Source organism: Ventrimonas faecis, assembly GCF_040096075.1.
Classification (GTDB): Bacteria; Bacillota; Clostridia; order Lachnospirales; family Lachnospiraceae; genus Brotaphodocola; species Brotaphodocola faecis.
Window position 1 is genome coordinate 22,405 of the sequence record NZ_JBBMFJ010000017.1, and the last position, 18,035, is coordinate 40,439.

General features: G+C 43.2%; 19 protein-coding genes. 12 read left to right on the forward strand and 7 right to left on the reverse strand.

All coding sequences use genetic code 11. From position 1 onward, the window contains the following. Positions 1–45 precede the first annotated feature (45 nt). From WMO41_RS09110 to WMO41_RS09160, 11 genes are all read left to right on the forward strand, one after another. Positions 46–1,947, forward strand: a complete 1,902-nt coding sequence (locus WMO41_RS09110) for a glycoside hydrolase family 2 TIM barrel-domain containing protein (RefSeq protein WP_349229470.1) — start codon at positions 46–48, stop codon at positions 1,945–1,947. Further along, complete coding sequence (locus tag WMO41_RS09115) at positions 1,931–2,884, forward strand: beta-galactosidase small subunit (RefSeq protein WP_349229471.1); 954 nt, start codon at positions 1,931–1,933, stop codon at positions 2,882–2,884. The genes WMO41_RS09110 and WMO41_RS09115 overlap by 17 nt, the downstream gene beginning before the upstream one ends. A 76-nt stretch (positions 2,885–2,960) precedes the next feature. Further along, on the forward strand, positions 2,961–3,617 hold the full coding sequence (locus WMO41_RS09120) for a DapH/DapD/GlmU-related protein (protein ID WP_349229472.1): 657 nt from the start codon (positions 2,961–2,963) through the stop codon (positions 3,615–3,617). Positions 3,618–3,662: 45 nt separating this feature from the next. After that, positions 3,663–4,943: a galactokinase gene (locus WMO41_RS09125; RefSeq protein WP_349229473.1), complete on the forward strand. Its 1,281-nt coding sequence runs from the start codon at positions 3,663–3,665 to the stop codon at positions 4,941–4,943. 9 nt (positions 4,944–4,952) lie between these two features. After that, positions 4,953–5,954 carry a UDP-glucose 4-epimerase GalE gene (galE, locus tag WMO41_RS09130; protein ID WP_494338441.1) on the forward strand — a complete coding sequence of 334 codons (1,002 nt, stop codon included), beginning with the start codon at positions 4,953–4,955 and terminating at the stop codon, positions 5,952–5,954. Positions 5,955–5,968: 14 nt separating this feature from the next. Continuing rightward, positions 5,969–7,456, forward strand: coding sequence for a UDP-glucose--hexose-1-phosphate uridylyltransferase (locus WMO41_RS09135; protein ID WP_349229475.1), 1,488 nt, complete (start codon positions 5,969–5,971; stop codon positions 7,454–7,456). A 237-nt stretch (positions 7,457–7,693) separates the two neighbouring features. After that, the gene (locus WMO41_RS09140) at positions 7,694–8,227 is read left to right on the forward strand and encodes an HAD family hydrolase (protein WP_349229476.1); all 534 of its coding nucleotides are present in this window, start codon (positions 7,694–7,696) and stop codon (positions 8,225–8,227) included. Positions 8,228–8,289: 62 nt separating this feature from the next. Further along, positions 8,290–8,562 (forward strand): hypothetical protein, encoded by a 273-nt coding sequence (locus tag WMO41_RS09145; protein WP_349229477.1) that lies wholly within the window; start codon positions 8,290–8,292, stop codon positions 8,560–8,562. A gap of 65 nt (positions 8,563–8,627) precedes the next feature. Next, complete coding sequence (locus tag WMO41_RS09150) at positions 8,628–9,251, forward strand: winged helix-turn-helix domain-containing protein (protein ID WP_349229478.1); 624 nt, start codon at positions 8,628–8,630, stop codon at positions 9,249–9,251. A 520-nt stretch (positions 9,252–9,771) separates the two neighbouring features. Further along, entirely contained in the window at positions 9,772–10,623 is an 852-nt protein-coding gene (locus WMO41_RS09155) for a tyrosine-type recombinase/integrase (protein ID WP_349229479.1), read from the forward strand. Beyond that, positions 10,616–11,767 carry an IS91 family transposase gene (locus WMO41_RS09160; RefSeq protein ID WP_349229513.1) on the forward strand — a complete coding sequence of 384 codons (1,152 nt, stop codon included), beginning with the start codon at positions 10,616–10,618 and terminating at the stop codon, positions 11,765–11,767. The genes WMO41_RS09155 and WMO41_RS09160 overlap by 8 nt, the downstream gene beginning before the upstream one ends. Before the next feature lie 277 nt (positions 11,768–12,044). On the opposite strand, the gene WMO41_RS09165 is transcribed toward WMO41_RS09160, so the two are convergent. From WMO41_RS09165 to WMO41_RS09185, 5 genes are all read right to left on the reverse strand, one after another. After that, complete coding sequence (locus WMO41_RS09165) at positions 12,045–12,359, reverse strand: DUF3784 domain-containing protein (protein ID WP_349229480.1); 315 nt, start codon at positions 12,357–12,359, stop codon at positions 12,045–12,047. Positions 12,360–12,505: 146 nt separating this feature from the next. Further along, entirely contained in the window at positions 12,506–14,050 is a 1,545-nt protein-coding gene (locus WMO41_RS09170) for a hypothetical protein (protein ID WP_494338442.1), read from the reverse strand. 43 nt (positions 14,051–14,093) lie between these two features. Then, positions 14,094–14,540 carry a hypothetical protein gene (locus tag WMO41_RS09175; RefSeq protein ID WP_349229481.1) on the reverse strand — a complete coding sequence of 149 codons (447 nt, stop codon included), beginning with the start codon at positions 14,538–14,540 and terminating at the stop codon, positions 14,094–14,096. Positions 14,541–14,554: 14 nt separating this feature from the next. After that, the gene (locus WMO41_RS09180; protein WP_349229482.1) at positions 14,555–15,565 is read right to left on the reverse strand and encodes a site-specific integrase; all 1,011 of its coding nucleotides are present in this window, start codon (positions 15,563–15,565) and stop codon (positions 14,555–14,557) included. Positions 15,566–15,760: 195 nt separating this feature from the next. After that, entirely contained in the window at positions 15,761–15,985 is a 225-nt protein-coding gene (locus WMO41_RS09185) for a hypothetical protein (RefSeq protein WP_353963971.1), read from the reverse strand. 152 nt (positions 15,986–16,137) lie between these two features. Here WMO41_RS09185 and WMO41_RS09190 point away from each other — a divergent pair, with 152 nt between their 5' ends. Then, the gene (locus tag WMO41_RS09190) at positions 16,138–16,653 is read left to right on the forward strand and encodes a JAB domain-containing protein (RefSeq protein WP_349229483.1); all 516 of its coding nucleotides are present in this window, start codon (positions 16,138–16,140) and stop codon (positions 16,651–16,653) included. 817 nt (positions 16,654–17,470) lie between these two features. Here the strand turns inward: WMO41_RS09190 and WMO41_RS09195 are convergent. Both WMO41_RS09195 and WMO41_RS09200 read right to left on the reverse strand, forming a co-directional pair. Beyond that, positions 17,471–17,599, reverse strand: coding sequence for a hypothetical protein (locus WMO41_RS09195; RefSeq protein WP_349229484.1), 129 nt, complete (start codon positions 17,597–17,599; stop codon positions 17,471–17,473). Between the two features lie 35 nt (positions 17,600–17,634). Then, the gene (locus WMO41_RS09200) at positions 17,635–18,012 is read right to left on the reverse strand and encodes an SdpI family protein (protein WP_349229485.1); all 378 of its coding nucleotides are present in this window, start codon (positions 18,010–18,012) and stop codon (positions 17,635–17,637) included. Positions 18,013–18,035: the final 23 nt, after the last annotated feature.

Consider the following 18,035-nt stretch of genomic DNA (forward strand, 5'->3'; position numbering starts at 1 on the left):
AAAGTTTTCTTTAGGGGCTTATTTTAGAAAAGGAGAAGATAGAACATGAATGCAGATATGAAATGGTTGGATAATCCGGAAGTATTCCGGGTAAATCAGCTGGAAGCGCACAGCGATCATACTTATTATGAAAGCTATGAAGCACTGGAAAAGAAGGAAAACGCACTGATCCAGTCTTTAAATGGACAGTGGGAATTTGCTTTCAGTAAGAATGTTAAGAGCAGACCGGAAAACTTCTATGAAGAGGATTTTGATGCGAAAAACTTTGATAAGATCATGGTGCCGGGCCATATTGAACTGGCTGGATATGATAAGATCCGCTACATCAATACCATGTACCCATGGGAGGGAAAAGAATACCGCAGAGGCGCCTACAGCATGGAGAGCACCGGAGACGGAGCCGGAATGTTCAGCGAAGCTGAGTATAATCCGGTAGGTTCCTATATCAAACGCTTTGATCTGGATCCGGAGCTGTGTTCTAAGAGAGTCCGTATCTGCTTTGAAGGCGTGGAAGAGGCAATGTATCTGTGGCTGAACGGTCAGTTCGTAGGATATGCAGAGGATAGCTTTACTCCTTCCGAGTTTGATCTGACACCATTCATCCGGGAAAAGGGCAATGTACTGGCGGTACAGGTGCATAAGATGAGTACGGCAGCATTTCTGGAAGATCAGGATTTCTTCCGCTTTTTTGGAATTTTCAGAAACGTTACCCTGCGTGCGGTTCCTAAGATCCATCTGGAGGATGTGTGGTTCCGCCCGGAATTGTATAAGGATAATGCGAGCGGCAAATTATCCGTAAATCTGAAAGTATCCGCACCTGAGAACCGGAAAATCAATGCCCGGTTTGTGTTAAAGGATCAGGAAGGCAGTGTTGTGCTGGAAAAATCTGCTGCCCTGCAGGAGAAAAACGGAATCTACACTGAAGAAATTCAGACAGATGATGCGCAGGTAAAAGCCTGGGACAACCATCACCCGTATCTCTACCATGCATATGTGGAGCTGACGGATGAAAACGGAAATCTGGCTGAAGTAGTACCGTATGACATCGGCTTTAGACGGATCGATGTGATCGACAAGGTGATCCATTTAAATGGGAAACGCCTGGTCCTGACCGGTGTGAACCGTCACGAGTGGAGCCCTAAAACAGGCCGCTGCATCAGTATGAACGAAATGAAATCCGATATTGAATGCATCTTAAGAAATAATATCAATGCCGTGCGCACCTGCCATTATCCGGATCAGATCCCGTGGTATTATATGTGCGACGCAGCAGGAATCTATATGATGGCTGAAAATAACTTAGAAAGCCACGGAACCTTCCAGAAGCTTGGTGCGATCGAACCTTCCTGCAACGTGCCGGGATCAATCCCGCAGTGGAAAGAGGCTGTGGTAGACAGAGCCAGAAGCAACTTTGAAACGTTTAAAAACCATACCGCCATTTTATTCTGGTCCCTGGGAAATGAGTCCTATGCTGGGGATGATATCGAGGCCATGAACACCTATTATAAAGAGAAACAAGACGGCCGCCTGATCCATTATGAAAGCTCCTTCTATAACAGAGCTTATGAAGACACAATTTCCGATGTGGAAAGCCGTATGTATGCAAAACCGTATGAGATCGAAGAATATTTGGACCATGATCCGAAGAAGCCTTACCTCTTATGTGAGTTCATGCATGACATGGGAAACTCCATGGGTGGACTTGGCACCTATATGCACCTGATTGATAAATATGACATGTACCATGGTGGATTTATCTGGGACTTTATTGATCAGGCTCTTTATGTGAAGGATGAAGTTACGGGGAAAGAAGTGCTCCGCTATGGTGGAGACTTTGATGACAGACCTTCCGATTATGAATTTTCAGGAGATGGAATTGTATTTGCAAACCGTGTAGAGAAGCCGGCTATGCAGGAAGTGAGGTATTATTATGGCTTATACAGATAATGGGAAATTGAGAGTGGTCTATGGTGATTATGTGCTCGGTGTACACGGAAAAGGGTTCGACTATACGTTCTCTTATGCTCAGGGCGGTCTGGAGTCTATTGTAAAAAACGGCTATGAATGGCTGTACCGTTGCCCGAAGCCGACCTTCTGGAGAGCACTGACAGATAATGACCGGGGAAGCAAATTCCATATTAAAAGCGGCAGCTGGATGGCAGCAGATACGTTTATCGACTGTCAGAATGTCGAAATCATCATGGACGGTGAAATGCAGAAGCAGTATGCTCCGGACAATAACGTTTATGGTGGCGATGTATCTGCAGATGAGATCATTGTAAAATTCACCTATAAGACCATCAGCAATCCTTCCGCGACGGTTCTGGTAAGCTATACTGTGACCGGAAACGGAAAGATCAGAGTGGATGTAGAATACCACGGAGTAAAGGGTCTCCCGGAGCTTCCTGTGTTTGGCATGAGATTCATTATGCCGACACTTGCAGACAGCTACATGTATGAGGGCTTATCCGGAGAAACCTATCCGGACCGGAAAGCAGGCGCTGTAAAAGGGGTATATCAGGTGAGTGATTTAAGCCTTACCCCATACCTTGTTCCGCAGGATTGTGGAATGCATATGGATACGGACTGGCTGGAGGTTACGAGATATACGAGCCTTGATAACAGCAGAAGGGATTATTCTTTACAGATCTTAAGAATTGAAAAAACAGACGAGCTATTTGCTTTTTCCTGCCTGCCATATACAGCAGAAGAGATTGAAAACGCAACACACCATGAAGAACTGCCGCCGGCAAGAAGGACTGTTCTGTGCGTTTATGGCGCAGTAAGAGGTGTTGGTGGAATTGACAGCTGGGGAAGTGACGTGGAGGAAGCATACCGCATCAATGCAGAAAATGTTATTTCCTATTCCTTTGCCATCTGCTAAGCCTCCGCGCAACCGGAAAAATAACCATCGTGTGAAACGAAATGGAAACATCTGTGTATTGTATGGGGAATGAAAAATGAATCTGGAAGAACGTATAAAAGCAGGCATACTGTTTTATGAATCCGGGCATGTAGATCCGGTCAATCAGGAGATAGAAGAACGCCTGGAAAATGAGCGGAAAGACTGCAAAGAATGGATGTTTGATTATAATCACTGCAGACCGGGAGATCAGGATCGGCGGCTAAAAATTTTAAAGGAACTGCTTGGTTCTTGTGGGGATCATGTGTATATCGAAGATGGGCTCCATATGTCCTACGGGAAGCATGTATATTTAGGTGATTATTTCTACGCAAATTTTAATCTGACAATCATTGATGATGGAGAGGTACACATTGGAGACCTGACAATGATCGGCCCCAATGTGACCATCTGCACAACTGGGCATCCGGTCGATCCCCACTACAGGGAAATGGCAGCGCATTACTCCCTACCGATCTATATTGGTAAAAATGTGTGGATCGGCAGTAATGCTGCCATTTTGCCGGGTGTTTCCATTGGCGATAATACCGTGATCGGGGCCGGCAGTGTGGTAACAAGGGATATTCCAGCCAATGTAGTAGCAGTAGGAAATCCCTGCAGAGTTTTAAGAGAAATCAGTGATCGGGATAAAGAGTATTATTTCCGGGATATGAAAGTAGATTTCCCGTATGCATCAGAAAAGAAAATGGATTAAGACAGAACCAGAAATGGCTTTCGGATAGCAAAAGGTGGATGGATTATGAGAACGAACAAGATCATTGAGGCAATCCATGAAGGACGGTTGGATGAACGATTAACTGAGATTTATGCGGATTCGTATATTATTCCGTATGAGAAAAAGCGTTATGAGCAGGCACTTTACCAGTATAATGCCACGTTCGGTGCGGATGAAGTAGAGATATTCAGTGCACCGGGCAGAAGCGAGATCGGAGGAAACCATACGGATCATCAGCACGGGGAAGTGCTGGCAGCATCCATTAACCGCGATGCCATTGCCATAGTCAAAAAGTTAAACCGGCCGAGGGTAACGATTTTATCGGATGGCTGTACATCGGAAATTACGGTCGATATTGATGATCTGGATAAACGTAAATCCGAGGAGGGAACAACCGCCGCACTGATCCGTGGCGTTCTCGCGAAGATACAGATAAACGGATACAGCATAGGTGGATTTCAGGCGTATATTACAAGCGATGTGTTAATTGGCGCCGGTTTATCCTCTTCCGCAGCGTTTGAGACACTGATTGGAACGATCGTTTCTTACCTTTATAACAATAATGAAATATCCGCGGTAGAAATCGCAAAAATTGGCCAGTATGCGGAAAATGTTTATTTTGGCAAGCCATGCGGGCTGATGGATCAGATGGCATGTTCTGTTGGAAGCCTGGTCCATATTAATTTTGCTGATGTGAAACGGCCAAAAATCGAGCAGGTACAGCTTGACCTGGATGCTCATGGATACAGCTTATGTATCACCGATACAAAGGGTTCTCACGCAGATTTAACCCCGGATTATGCAGCAATCCCACAGGAAATGAAGCAGGTTGCCGAATTCTTTGGTAAAGAAGTGTTGGGCCAGGTATCCAAACAGGAGATTCTGAGAGACATACCACAGATCCGGGAAAAAGCCGGTGACCGAGCGCTTCTTCGGGCCATTCATTTTATGAATGAGAATGAAAGAGTGCGGCAGGAAGCGGAAGCATTAAAACAGGATCATTTTTCAGAGTTTCTGGAACTGGTAAAAGAATCCGGGAATTCTTCTTATAAATATTTGCAGAATGTCTATACCAGCCGGTATATCCGCCATCAGAACCTTTCGGTAGCGCTGGCTGTAAGTGACATGGTTTTGGGCAAACAGGGAGCCAGCCGAGTGCATGGCGGCGGGTTTGCAGGAACGATCCAGGCATTTGTTCCAGAGAATATGGTGGAAGATTACCGGGAAGCAATGGAAGATATATTCGGTGAAGGCACCTGCCAGGTGCTTAAGATCCGTAAATACGGTGGTGTGAAAGTTTTATAGAAGGAGGACATGAAGATGGGTAGTATTTTGGTATTAGGTGGAGCCGGTTATATCGGATCTCACACGGTATATGAGCTGATCGATGCAGGAGAAGACGTAGTGATTGTTGATAATCTTCTGACTGGTTTTAAAGAGGCTGTACATCCAAAAGCAAGATTTTATCAGGGCGATATCCGGGACAGAGCTTTTATGGATTCTGTTTTTGAAAAAGAGGATATTGACGGAGTAATCCACTTTGCTGCAAGCTCCCAGGTTGGCGAAAGCATGAAAGAACCGCTTAAGTATTACAGCAATAATTTATGCGGTACCGAAGTCCTTCTGGAGAGCATGGTGGCCCATGGAATTGATAAAATTGTCTTTTCTTCCACCGCGGCAACGTATGGAGAGCCTGAGAGTATTCCGATCCTGGAAACAGACCGAACTCTGCCTACCAACTGCTATGGCGAGACCAAACTGTCTATGGAAAAAATGTTCCACTGGACATCCGTTGCCCACAATCTGAGATATGTTTCCCTGCGCTATTTCAATGCCTGCGGAGCACATCCGAATGGAAAAATCGGTGAGGCCCACAATCCGGAAACACATCTGATCCCGCTGATCCTTCAGGTCCCGAACCATCAGAGAGAGTATATTTCCATTTTCGGCACGGATTATGATACAAAAGATGGCACCTGCGTGCGGGATTATATCCATGTCAATGACCTCGCCCAGGCCCATATCCTGGCCATGAACTATCTGCGTAATGGTGGAAAGAGCGATATCTTTAACCTTGGAAACGGAGTCGGTTTTACTGTGAAAGAGGTTGTGGAAACTGCCAGAGAAGTAACCGGACATCCGATCCCGGCAAAGGAAGAAGCACGAAGAGCAGGAGATCCATCAACTCTGATCGCTTCCAGTGGAAGAGCAAAAGGTATCCTGGGATGGAAACCACAGTATGCAGATCTGAAAGTGATCATTGAAACAGCCTGGAAATGGCATCAGGTCCATCCGCATGGTTACAAAGCTGATTAAGGGGGAAGATTGCTATGATCAATACGCTGATCAATGAACTTGTGGTTTATGGCTTAAAATGTGGTCTGGTGTCGGAGGATGATCAGATTTTTGTGACAAATCAGTTATTAGATCTCTTTCGTCTTTCGGAGTTTCATGAAGAAGAAATCCTGAATAGCCGACCATTAGCTGAAATTCTGGAGAATATGGTCTCTTATGCTCACCAGCAGGGGATCCTGGAAGAAGATACCATTACATGGAAAGATTTATTTGATACCAGGATCATGGGGCTGTTAACTCCGCTTCCGTCTGTCGTCAGAGCCCGGTTCCGAAGCCTTTACCAGGAAGACAGCAAAAAGGCCACAGATTATTTCTATAAATTGAGCCAGGATACGAACTATATTCGTACAGACCGCATCGCAAAAGATGAAAAATGGGTAACGGATACCGAGTATGGCCCGATTGATATTACCATTAACCTGTCTAAGCCGGAAAAAGATCCGAGAGATATTGCCCGGGCCGGCGCGGTGAAAAGTACTGGATATCCGAACTGCCTCTTATGCAAAGAGAACGAAGGGTTTGCAGGAAACCTTTCTCATCCGGCAAGGCAGAACCACCGGGTGATCCCGATCAAACTGGGCGGAGAACAGTATTTCCTACAGTATTCTCCGTATGTTTACTACAATGAACACTGCATCATTTTCAATGAAGCGCACCGGCCAATGAAGATTGACCAGGCTGTATTTAAGAAACTGCTGGAATTTGTAAAGATGTTTCCGCACTATACGGCCGGCTCCAATGCGGACCTTCCGATTGTCGGCGGTTCCATTTTAAGCCACGATCATTTTCAGGGCGGCGGCTACGTTTTTGCAATGGCCAAGGCACCTTATGAGAGTAAATTTGTCATTCCGGGCTATGAGGATCTGACTGCAGGTATCGTGAGATGGCCTATGTCCGTTATCCGGTTAAGAGGAACTGATACAGAGCGGATCGCTCTGGCAGCAGACCATATCCTTACCGCATGGCGTGGGTATACCGACAAGGAAGCTTTCATTTTTAGTGAAACAGATGGAACACCGCACAATACGATCACTCCGATTGCAAGAATGCATGAAGATCTGTATGAATTGGATCTGGTACTTCGAAACAACATTACAACGGACGAGTGCCCGTGGGGCGTATACCATCCGTCAGCAGACCTTCACCATATCAAAAAGGAAAATATTGGCCTGATCGAAGTAATGGGACTGGCTGTTTTGCCGGCGCGGCTGAAAAAGGAAATGGCGCTTCTGGAACAATATATCCTTGAAAAACAGGATATCCGCAGCAATCCGGAGATTGAAAAGCATGCGGACTGGGTAGATGCATGGATTGGATCCTATGAAATAACAGAGGAGAACATTCATACCATTCTGCAGAAAGAAATTGGAAAAGTCTTTGTCCGGGTTCTGGAATGTGCCGGTGTATATAAGAATACAGAAGAGGGCAGAATTGCTTTTGGAAGGTTCATTAAAACCTTATAACCCCTTACAAAAAGCAGTTGGACATCAAGCGTTTGAATTTCATAATTAAAAATCCCCTTTCCATTAAAAGACTTCACAGAGTTGGCCTGTACAGCGTCATCTTTGTGAAGTTTTTTGCTAGGGCTTGCGCAGGCAGAGTATATTTGCTAGAATTAAGAACAAATGTTTGCAAAATAAAGAAATAGCTTCCGGAAGCTTGAGATTTTTGAACCAGAAACAAAAAAGGACTGATTATATATGCAGAAGAAAATGATACTAAAAAGTAATATGCGGGTGTATTTTGATATGGATGGGACGATTGCAAAATGGCGCGATGTTCCAGTGGAGGAAAGCAGAAAACCCGGATATTATACAGACCTGGAGCCCGAAACAGAATTATTGGATTTTTTAGGTGCTGCTCTGGAAGCAGATGAGAATATGAATATCCTTTCCTCATACTATACAGATACCAGAGCGCTTTTAGAAAAGAAAAAGTGGCTGGATAAGTACCTGCCGGGAATCAGCTCTTCGCACTGTCTCTTTGTCCCTTATGGAAAGAATAAGGCAGAATTTGTTGAGACCATGCTGCATCGGAAACTGGGGAAAATGGATATTCTGGTGGATGATCATACACCAAACTTGAAACGATGGGAAACGGCCGGAGGTACAGGCATAAAATGGTTGAACGGAATTAATGGAAAGAATGGCCGGTTTGAAGGTATTCGGGTAGGCAGTGTAGAGGAGCTGAAAGTAGCATTCGATAAGATTGCAGATAGAAAAGCGGTTGGATAATAGAAACAGGGGGTCATTCGTGATACAACGGAATACACGGGGAAGCATATGCCAAAAGCGAAATGGAAGCTGAATGCCATACACATATCAGAAAGACTGTAGGAGAGTTTTCGGCCTATCTCCCGCAGCGCTCTGACCACGGTGGTTGTGCCCATGGTTACGGAAAGACAACCGCGGTAAACTGGTATCTGGCTGAGTGCACCAGGACAGAAACCTTAAAGGTTATCCGCATCAGCGTTTATTCCGATAATCTTGCCATCTTTTGGAGAAGTGTGCAGGATGCTTTTGCCCGCGCTGGTTTTGTATTTTTACGTGATTATATCTGCCCGGAATAGCCTGAACCATACGGAACTGGCTGTCTACGCGCACCGGTGCAGAACCAATCTTTCTGAAGCGCAGGTTGAAAGCCTGCTTTATTCCAGCGAGGGGATCCGCGGTTTATCTGAATCTGCTGACACTTTCTGAGTACGGTGTATTGCCGGGACGCACTTCCGATATTTATACCACATTTACCGCGGCTATGATTGATCCGCTGCCAGAGAAGCAGCGGGAGTTTTTGGCAGTCATGGGTCTGGCCGATGAATTTACAGTGGAAATGGCACAGTTTATTACTGGGGATGCGCAGGCAGGACAGACGATTTCTAGGCTGACGGAACAGAATGCCTTTGTAAAGCGGCTACCGGATGGCATTACATACCGTTTTCATCACATGATGAAGGAATGTGCGGAGCACAGCTTTCTGGCTCTGAGTGCAGAAACACAGAAGTTTTATTGGGCGCGGTTTGGCCTGTGGTATGAAACGAGGAAATATTCGGTGAATGGAAAAACATACCGGTACAGCAGCCGTCAGTCAGTTTCCAGTAAACGAGATGTGGGAAAGCAGGTGGTTGGATATTATAAGCCAGACCGGCCGGATCTCATCACGGAAAACCGCCCAAGAAAGCCAGTGTTTGGTGGATTCTTATATTTCTACGGAGCTGTAATCTGTCTGTTTTTCGGAATTATGTCATTTACTGGAATGTGATGGCCAGATGTTGATATCATATAGGGCGCGACTTATAGTGATGTATTACTGGAATATACCAAAGGGGAAAAATTGCAGATATACTGGCTTGCTTCGCCAATATAGCGATTGCGGCGGCATGTTCAGCCCGCTGTTCACCACTACAACGCGTGAACAGCGGGCTGAACATGCCGCAAACATTTTTAAAGATTTACTGCTTATAGGCCGTTGGGATATGCGGTAATATTAAATTGTCAGCAAGTTCTTAAAACTGGAATTGAACAAAATCGCTGCGCGATGGCCTGCCAAGGCTGTGGCATAGCGATTTTCTTTTTCCTATAACAAAACAGTGGAAAGCAAGTCCTAAAAGTAGTATTGTTAAGTCACCACAACGAAACAATCAAACAGGATCGACCTTCCCACTGCCTATGAAAAGAATACCACCCTTCCGCTTGGTTGGCAAGCGGTTTTATGACCCAAATGCACCTCCATATAAAGCAGTGTTTCGGATAACTACTGATTTTATATGGAGGATTTTATTATGTATGAAAAATATTTAGAACAGCTTGAAGAAGCCGGGAAAATCCGTAACCTCAAAGAACGTTCCATCAGTTGCTATAAAAACTATGTTTCTTACTTTCTGAAATATCAGAATAAGAATCCCAAAGAACTTACCTGTCAGGATGTCAGGGCTTTTTTGCTTGCGAAAAAAGAGGAAGGACTGAAAGCCACAACTCTGAATCTTTACAATTCTGCCATCCGTTTTTTCTATCGGAATGTCCTACATATCCTTTGGGATGACATCACAGTTCCACGTATGATTCTAGAACATAAGCTTCCTACTGTACTGACTGCCTCTGAGATTGACCGCCTGTTAGATGCTGTTGATGATATCAAATATAAGGCTATGTTCTCAGTCATGTATTCCTCAGGTATGAGAGTTTCTGAAGTGATCCATCTTCATTATGACGATATCTCCCGTTCAAATATGCAGATCCATGTCCGGGATACCAAGAATAGAATGGACCGTTATACCATTCTCTCCAAACGTTGTCTGGATATCCTTACACAATACTGGTTTGAGAAAGGTCGTCCCCGTGGCATCCTGTTTCCGAATAAATTTACTGGTAATTATCTAACAGTCAGTACTCTGGAACAGGTAATGCGACGGGCAGTAGCTGATGCAGAACTTCCAAAGGCAGCAACCCCTCACTGTCTCCGCCATAGCTTTGCAACCCATCTGATGGAACAAGGCATAGAACGGCAGAACATTCAAGCTCTGCTTGGACACCGTGATCCGAAATCTACGGAAGTTTATCTTCATGTCAGCAACAAATCCCTCATGGGCATTCAAAGCCCTTTTGACAGGAAAGAAGGTACTGGCCATGAATAAACCCACCGTCCAGGATATTTTCCGACGTTTTTATCCAGCATACCTTGAAAAGTATTCTCCATCCCCGGAACAGGCAAAAGCTGTCCGGAACATCCTGAACTGCAAAACAGGAGCCTATGGCGCAAATATCAGTGTATGTGAAGACTGTGGTGCTGTCCAGATTCATTATAATTCCTGTCGTAACCGCTGTTGTCCCATGTGTCAGGCTATTCCAAAAGAAATGTGGATGGATGCTCGCAGAGAAGATGTACTTGATGCACCTTATTTCCATCTGGTGTTTACAGTCCCTGACATTCTGAATCCGGTCATTTACAGTAACCAGAAACTGTTATATGACACGCTCTATCATGCAGCCTCTGCTACCATTCAAGAACTTACATCAGACCCAAAGCACCTCGGAGCTTCCGTTGGTTATATCTGCATCCTTCATACATGGGGCTCTGAAATGAACTTCCACCCTCATATTCATACGATACTGCTCGGCGGTGGACTGACACCGAAAAATGAGTGGAAAGATAATGGTACGGAGTTTTTTCTCCCTATATGGGCTATCTCCAAAGTATTTCGTGGTAAATATATGGATGAACTGAAAAATCTCTGGAATACAGATCAGCTTGAGTTTCATGGAACAGCAGAAAAATACCGTAATCATTATGAATTCAAAGAACTTATAGATTCCTGTTATGACGCAGAATGGGTTCCTTACTGTAAGAAAACTTTTAACGGTGCACAATCTGTGATTGATTACCTTGGAAAGTATACCCATAGGATCGCTATCAGCAATCACCGCATCATCCATATGGATGATGAAAATGTTACTTTTTCCGTTAAGGATTACCGGAAAGAAGGACAATGGAAGGAACTGACCCTTTCCGGCATTGAATTTATACGGCATTTTCTGATGCATGTGCCACCCAGACGTTTTGTCAGGATCCGGCATTATGGACTTCTATGTTCCCGCAGCAAGCACAAAAAACTCACTTTATGCCGGAATCTTCTCGGATGTAAAAAATATCTTTCAAGGCTCAGGGCTAAGGAAATGCCGGAAATACTGAAACAGCTATACGGGATAAACATCTGTGTATGTAAATCCTGCGGTGGACATCTTGGAAAACCACAACTGAGAATACCGCAAAGGTGTTAAAATCCAAATCTTTTATATGTTTTTAAGCCTCAAAATCCTGAGGTTTTATTGTTGTACCTATTTATCTGAAAACACTTGATTTCTGTAGCGTCTGCACAGGAAATCCTGTATAATTATGGATAAGAACAAAAGATTGAAAGTCCATAGGTAGCAACTACCCGGACGCTCACTTTGTTCAATTAGGTCAAATCGAAAATGGAGTAAACGAAGGGGCAGTTCACTGGAATGCCAAAACTGCTTTTTCGTTTACCCCATCATCGATTCTAACCTAAAGAATTTAACGTTCTCTTTTATGTCTATCAATAAGCAACAAAACAAACATAATAAGCCATATCCCCCATGCGATCCAACAGCCTATTCCTTGATATTGGATATCTATGATTATTCCAATAATAAAAGGAACTGACATAAACATCATTCTTTTTCCATATGCCTTACACATAGCATTCTCATCGTATTTCTTTCGTTCATCCGCTGATTTCATATTATAACCAGATAAAAATCGGGCAGCTTTTCCTTTTGATTTGTAAAAATATATTCCAAATAGAAACATGAGTACTGCCATTGAAAAATCATAAATAATAATGAACATATTATCCAGCTCCTTTCGCTCTGTCAAATACCAATTTGCTAATCTAATTATGCACTATTTCTATCAGCCGCTCGACGATATGTTCCTACATATCTGTGGTAATCTGTCTGTCCATTTTACCCAACGTGGAATTAGCTGAATCCGCGTTACATGAGCAAGAATGTTTTTTTCAAAGGATGGAGAATATTATACTCAACCCGCCATTCAATATCGTCCGATACTGGTTCAAAGTGTAGGGCAGAGCAAGCGACATGGAGATTTTCTGGCTTGCTGTCACCACACAGGATTGTGGTTGGCCCATGCGCACCGCCGATAATGCCGATGCAAACAATATCATTTTGTGATTCCGGCGCAAAGTGATTTGCTATAGGAGCGATTTCTAAAGGCTTATCGCCATCAGCACAATCACGGATTGAAATATCATCGTCCGGTTCAGGCGAAATCGTATAGCTCATAGCAGTAAAATGCGTGGGATAAAACCAACGGTCAGAGCCAATGCGCTTTTGAGAAATTATCTGCTGTTCCAATTCCTGTACGGTCAATGTGTATTTTATTCCGTTGACCGGATGGGAGAAAGAAAACAAATCACCGGGAGCGTGTGTCTTGAAATGTGGTCCTGGGACACGTTTCGATTGCTGCTCCATCGTAAGGGAGAGTGATTTTATCTCAGGACGGCGTTTACTTGTCCATGGAAAAGCTGCCCTAAAAATCATCCACCCATAGGATATATCCAAATTATAGTGTTCCAACGCCCACTTTGCTTCCAATTCATTGATCATCCCATCTGGCAAACATGGATTAAAGACCACCGAGCAACCGTGGGAAGTCTGCATTATTTTCCCGTTCAATTCCAAACGAGGAATAAAGTCAAGGCAAAGTGGATTGTCTAAATTTATTTGCATTTGCTGCTCCTGCGTGAAGTATTCGCAGGAGTCATTTTCGGGGTGTAAATCCCACTTCTTCATAAACTTACGCATGTCCTCAGCAGGGATACACATACAGAAATCCATAACAAGTCCCTTGCTACAAGAATACGCCGCAGGAATAGTCCAATGGTGCCCAGCCCATTCAAATTGCTTATCCACTCGGATTTCTGTCCCCGCACGGTCTTTTCCCGAATGTCCCCAAAAGTTTCCATCAAAGTAGACCTTCCACTCCGGGATGGTCGGTTCTGCATCCGGGTTCATATCAGTATCATAATAATCCTCGGTATATTTGATTTTGCCATAATCAAAAGATGTTTGCAGTTCTTTGATATATGCCCATGGTTGCTCCATAGGCTTCAATTTCATTTTCTCGGCAAGCTCCGAAAGTGTTCTTTGCTGTTCCTGCGTTGGAGAATTGTCCTGCAAAAAAGCTTTAAATTGCGCTTCGTTCCACATCCACGTTTGCTCCAAAGCTGATGCATCGCCGCAAGTAAGGAGCAATCTTAAAAAGTCTGCAAAATTCCTCGCCAGCGGCTGAAGAAAATTAGGTGCAGAGTTCATAGGGCTAATGGCAAAAACCATACTTCCAAAGCCCCGAATAAAACAGAAATGGATACCGTCCACACCTGCCCAACCAAATATAGATGCTCCTTTGGGCGTACAAAAGTATGGTGCATTATCTTCACGGAACTCTACACCCACAGAGGAGAGATCAATTTTACTCTGCAAAAGCTTCTGAAATGTTCTGTCCATAATAATCTCCATAAATATTGCTGGTTTGTCTAATTATAGTGAATAGATGACAAAACTAAATCTGGGTGACTTGGCTGATCTGCCAGCCAAACCTTGTGCTATTTACGGCCACGCAGTGTAGAGTGTATGTCCGGAATTCTTTTATGGTATATTGAAATACAAACTGGATACTGGCAATGGAATGCAAACAGGAGTCATCATAATCCTTAAATGAAGCATCTGTTAATTCAATTTCCTGGATTGAAGGAATAGCAGAGAAATCATATAATCTCTTAATGATATAATCCTGCGATTCGTAGAAAAACTTTTCTGTTAAGGCAGCATCCGGCAGCAGGTCAATATCCTGTTTTAATTGGGCGAAAAGCCACTGTCGTAGGCTGTGCTCAATGTGGGACCGGGTAAAATCTATGTTAATGGCGGCCGGCTTTACAGCAGTTGCAGTTAAGAGCTGCTCAAATGAATTTGATTTTTGTTTTCTTTTGAAAAATGGTAGCCGGTTCAAGATTCATTTCCTCCTCAGCTATTATATCGCAGGGATAAGGCCACATAATCACAGGGGGCAGCATTTAGGCTCGGGGCAGCCTCTTTGTATTTGGACATCCATCTGGAGTCTGTTGAAACATAGTCTGATACCAACTCCTCAGGGGCGTGGCTGCGCAGCATTAAAAGAATGGCAAAATTACGGAGCTGCTGCAGAGTGAAAGGACGAACTCCGGCCCGCAGGCAGGCCTTTTTGATTTCCAATAACAGGTTGCGCTGAGTAAACGGGCATCGTTTGAGTCCGGTCAGAAAAAGATTACCTGTTTCATTGCTTGTTTGTTCGGAAAGCAGTAGCAGCAGTGAGAAGAGGTCGGAAGGAACTTTGATAAAACGGTTCCTGATCCCCAAAATCATAATCCCACACTGATCAGCCTGACCATTGGTAACCAGCTGCTGGATCTTTAAGCCACAAATTTCTTCCGTTGTTATGCCCGTGCGAAGAACCAGCGAAATAATTGCAAACAAGGTTACATTCTGTTCATCCATAAGTGTAGATAATACGCGGTCAATATCCCGCATGGTGATACCAACAACAAGTGACTGTTCACATTCGAAAGAAAACTCCGGAAAAAGTCCGGCAAATCTTCCAGTATCTGAAATTTCTGCCAGCTCCTCACGCTGAAGATCCGGTACTACCATATCGAAATCATCCGTGTCGTTGCTGGCTTCTGCATCTAAATACCGTGCAAATGCCCGCAATGCACGGATTCGTGTGCATAAGGAATGATTGGAATATTTATCGCGGACAGAAGAAAAGTAATAATGCACATCCTCTGCAGATATCTGCAGAATATCTTTTTTCAGTAGGTTGAAAAAATCAGCAAACATATAAGCATATTCATTCGCTGTTCTCGTATTTTTGAAATGTTTACGGTATTGAGAAAATGAATCCAGTGTAAAGTCGGAGCAATAAGGAGTAAGACGAGACAAATCCACCGGATTTGGCTGGTCTAAAATTTTCTGGAATAATTCTTCGGATATTTGCATGAAATCCTCCTCAAATCGGGTGATGATACAGTCCTATTATAGATTTATTATACTATGAGAATGAAGTGAAATCAACGAAAATAGAACATATATTCGGACCAATGGGATCAGATACACACTCAAATGAATTCAGCATCGGTGTACAAGTGGTACAAACGAGATAAAATAGAAATGAGGGGCGATAGAGCGGAAATGTCAGATTTTCCACTCTATCTGAACACGGTCGCTGGTGGCCTTGATTGTAGAAATCAAGCCATCGGCGGCTTTTCTTTTGTCGTTAAAATCTATGCTCTCCCAGTTGTCGAGATAATAGGACAACTTCTTTATCTGCTGGGGCGATATGGTTTCGACGCTCAAATCGGCTATTGCCTTTGAAATGGTCTGACGGCGGGTGTCTAGTTCTTCGATTTTCTTGTCCATTCATATTCCTGATCATCATTGTTGGAAAAATATTTTCCTACAGATAATAGGCTATTACTTATGAGAATGATAAGGTGTGAGCTATGAAATGCGAAAATAGCTGCAGTTGGAAAGAATAGTGCTTGTAAAAACATAATAGGGGAGAAGAAGTGATGAAGGGGAAAAAGGTAAAGAAAGATACGCAGAGGATCAGTCTATACAGGGTCCGGCTGGAGAAAGATCGTGACTTAATGAAGCAGCGCAGGGCGACCGGCATTGCAGCTCCGGAAGAAATTGTGGAAGTAATAAGGCCGGTTTTTGATGGAATGGACCGGGAACAGTTCGTGGTTCTGTATCTTAATATGAAGCTGCATCCGATTGGTGTGGAAATTATAGCGATCGGGGGAAGCTATGCATGCAATGTAGAGATCAAGAACGTATTCAAAGGTGCGATTGTAGCCAATGCAGTAGCCATCGCGGTTGCGCATAATCATCCAAGCGGTGTACCTAAGCCGTCTGAGGGAGATTTTACATTAACACGTCAGATTGCATGGGCCGGGGAAATATTGGGGATTCGCTTAATAGATCATGTGATCATCGGTGAAGATACATTTTACAGCATGAAAAAGGAAAACCCAGGCGTATCGTTGACCGACATAGGATTAGATCAGGAAGAAATGGATGCGTAAAGCAAACTGCAGAAAACCGAAAAGTTGTGAATACCTGTGAGGCCTGGATGAATCAGAATGATCGGAAATTTTTTTGACAGATTTTTGCTACGTTAGGAAGTGAATTTTTAAACTATTGTCAATTTAGGTAAAAATGGTACAAAGTTGATTGCTCAAGATATCGATTTTATTTGACTTTGTAAATTGTTTGTACCATAAGTAACTTATATTATTTAGGTATAATATAGTACAAAGTCAGGCAGTAGAGGCAAAACCAGTACAAAACCGAAAATTAATGGTAAATAAGGTACAAAGTCGAAAAGAAGCTGAAATAGCTTCTTTTCTTATTTTAACATAAATACAGCTTCGCGACTTTGTACCATAAAATCCTAAATATACATCAAAATAGATAAAAGGAGAGGAATAATTTTATTTATTATTCACGTGCGATTTTGTACCATGATTGCCTAAATATTACGGCTTTGTACCATGTTATACATAAATTTTATTCGACTTTGTACCATAATTGCTTTAAAATAGTGAGTTAGTACCATATATAAGCTAAAAATATTTTAACACAAATGGCAAAATCATGGCATAAAACGGTAGAATAGACCTTTGTACCATGATTATCTAAATTTTTGTACTGGAATTGCTTATATTGACAACTATGATACCCAAAATCACGATGGGATAGTGACATCTAACTATTCGCTAAACACTGGTTTAACGAATAGTTGGAAATGAAGAGGGGTTATTCGGAATTAAACCGACCTCCCTATGTGGTACAGTCACCGTGACATCTGGATTTTCACCTTCTCTTGTTTTATCACACGTTCTACTTGGCTTTAAGACTTTCGATTAAGTCTACTGGTTTTGCAACGATACTTTCTGTCACTTCCAGATTATCACTAAGAATATTAATGTGCCAGGAAGAAGTAAATTCATCTTGTTCAATAATGTTCATATTTCTGCTAGGTGAATTTCTGCCTGCGCTATATTCTATCTGCGTGTTCCGTCATCATGAAATCTCTTCTTTAATGCATGTTCTGTCAGTAAAATAGAAAGAACCAAAGCAATGCATTGAACGATCACCAGAATGAGACTGACATTTCCTATCGTGTCTTCATCACTGTGATAGAATGGAATATGCACCAGTACGGAAGGTACGATCATCCATAAACCAAGCTCCCACCAAAGTCGGCCGCAATAATCATGTGCGAATTTCCATGTCTCTATATTTTTCATGGAGCGCCGTGTCCGGTATCCGATCACACCATTAATGTGTTTCGGGCAATGCTTCCACATCATCCTCCCTGCAATTAGCATTGTAAAAGGAACCAATAAGTCGCAAACCAAAATAAACCACCAGAACCACATAAAAACCACCTCTGAAATTTGAA